This window comes from Pseudomonas sp. P4_C3 (assembly GCF_056402075.1).
The window spans coordinates 1-2,502 of record NZ_JBFUIC010000473.1 but is presented as its reverse complement, the minus strand read 5'-3'; the positions used below and the strand labels follow the sequence as shown (position 1 = coordinate 2,502).

General features: G+C 52.3%; 2 protein-coding genes. Both read right to left on the bottom strand.

The features are described from left to right. Positions 1-1,251 precede the first annotated feature (1,251 nt). Complete coding sequence (folD, locus tag AC1DVH_RS29500) at positions 1,252-2,169, bottom strand: bifunctional methylenetetrahydrofolate dehydrogenase/methenyltetrahydrofolate cyclohydrolase FolD (protein ID WP_477756761.1); 918 nt, start codon at positions 2,167-2,169, stop codon at positions 1,252-1,254. A gap of 61 nt (positions 2,170-2,230) precedes the next feature. Beyond that, positions 2,231-2,502 (bottom strand): glycine cleavage T C-terminal barrel domain-containing protein (locus tag AC1DVH_RS29495; RefSeq protein WP_477756760.1); only part of this gene is annotated, 272 nt, incomplete at its 5' end.

Below are 2,502 nucleotides of genomic sequence, written 5' to 3'. Positions count from 1 at the left end.
ATATGCTGCCCTTGAGTCGGATTTTTTATTGTGCAGGAGAGCACCATTTGGCAATATCTTGCCCCCCACACTCTCTTGTCAGCTCTCCATCCCTCTCATTTGGGGGCTGCGTCTCGGAGAGGGTGGGTAACCCGGCCTTCGTGTCGGGTTTTTTATTTACAAGCCAACCACAGCCGGCAGAAAAAATTAAATATTTCTCTGCCCTCTTAAATGGGGTGCTAGGGGTCGAGTGTTCGAATCACTCCGTCCCGACCATTTATTCTTAAAGAAATCCAGTCACTTAGCGGTGACTGGATTTTTTTATGATTTATTGTTTTTGCGCGGAGCTGATTTTTGCCCCACTTTTTGCCCCACTGAGGATTTCGATTATCTGTGAGTTCGCGCCGCTTTTGGCCCCTTTTCGCGCTGCCTTTGGCACCAATCCTGTCTGATATTTCTCTTCCTTTCTCCGCTTTTTCGCATGTCAGATAGCCTTGCCAAACGCCCTGTTTCCGGGCGATTAGGGCGTTTTTTCTCACCCGCTCCGCGGCGCTAAACCCTGGAAGCTCAGTTCCGATTTTTCGTTCTTAAAGGTCACCATCCCAAATCAGCGAAACCGGCTGTACGTCACGCGGGCCGTGCCTTTGAAGACAAACGGAAGCAGCGAAAGCCGGACTTCCGATTGTGCGCTAGGGAAACGGAACAGAGCGCGGGGATGCGGGGAGGGTGGTTGGGCAATCGCCAGGTCTGCGGAAGGTCTCTAGTCGCCGGCCGAGCCCTTTGATCACAAGGCCCAGGGGCCGATTTGGAATCAAACCATCGCGTCCGAGAGCCTGCCTCATACCTCCAAATTCGACGTTTTTGGGCCCAAACCGCAGTGCCAAACAGACCGCAAATTCACCCGACTTCTTGCTGTTTTGGTGACAAACCATTTTGCAGGTAGTTGGCACCGATTGAGTGCCGCTGAACCCACGAAAGATCCGTCGGCCGCGGCTTCTAGCGGTCAGCTCGGAATCTCTTGCAAGGTCCTGGTCGGTGCCAAATCCGCTGCTAACTCACAATAACGCCGACGGAGACTCTCCGTGTATCGGTAGTTCTGCTCTGCGTTTCTTAGGCGTGTTCATATTCGCCTCAAAGCTATCCACAAAAAACGGGGGTATACCTGTGGATAATGGCCCGGACACTGCGGAATACAGGGCTTGCAATGCAATGGTCAGTAACAGAGCAAGTTTTGTGTTCGGCTGAGCCTTGTTGGCGGTAATCTGCCCGTTATCAAAACTGTGCAGCAGTATTACTCTCAATTGCCTCTGCAGCTGTCAGAGTATTTCTCATCAAACAAGCAACGGTCATAGGACCTACGCCACCTGGAACTGGAGTAATTGCTGCTGCAACGTCCTTGGCAGAGTTGAGATCGACATCACCCACCAGAACCGACAGCCCGTCTCTTTCAACTCTGTTGATACCAACGTCAATGACCACTGCACCTGGCTTGATCGCCCTTGCATCAATAAATTCCGCCCGTCCAATCGCTACCACTAGGATGTCGGCCTGACGACATTCAGCGATGAGATCTCGTGTTCGGGAATGCACAATCGTGACCGTGCAGTTTTCCTGCAAGAGCAAATTCGCCATTGGCTTTCCGACGATGTTGGACCTGCCGACAATTACCGCTTTTTTACCGCTAAGGTCACCGATCTGATCCTTCAACATCATCAGGCATCCCAGAGGAGTGCAGGGAATCAGTTTGGCTTTACCCTGACCCAGCAGACCCACGTTGATCGGATGGAAACCGTCGACATCTTTGGCCGGATTAATTGCTGCAATAACCTTCGACTCATCGATATGGGCGGGCAACGGAAGCTGCACCAAAATCCCATGCACATAGCGGTCATTGTTCAGCTTATCGATCAGGTTCAGCAGGTCCGCTTCGGACGTATCGCTTTCCAGTAGGTGAGGGAAGGAGTCAATCCCGGACTCAAGCGCCTTTTTCATTTTGGTTTTCACGTAAACCTGACTGGCAGGATCGCTCCCGACTAGTACGACAGCCAGCCCTGGTGCTCTGCCGCGTTTCTCCCTGAAGGCCCTTGCACCGACGGCGACATTCTTGCGCAAGATTTCGGCAAACGCCTTCCCGTCGATTATGGAGGCCTCCGCATTGGGCGCGTTATCCAAAGATTGTGTAATGGTCATTTCGTCCTACCCCATTAGCGGTCAGAAAGCTGCCTCCACGTTCTTGGAGGCAGTTGCATAATCAAGACTTCAGGCGTTCGCCTTTCGGGTCGTAAAGGCATCCACGAATGACTTTCGCGGAGCATTCTTCACCCAGAATTGTGATGGTCAGCTCAGTATCCAGGGACGCAAGTTCGCGCTTGATAAAGCCCATGGCCAAACTCTTATTAACGCGATAACCATAGGCGCCTGATGTGGTAAGCCCTACCAGTTTCCCTTGATGGAAAATTGGCTCGCTACCCAATGCATCAGTAGGGCCCGCTTGCACTTCCATCAGCACGAGACGGTGGGTAC

Coding starts and splice junctions, on each gene's coding strand:
- folD (WP_477756761.1), bottom strand. CDS start 2,169: ATGACCATTACACAATCTTTGGATAACGCGCCCAATGCGGAGGCCTCC.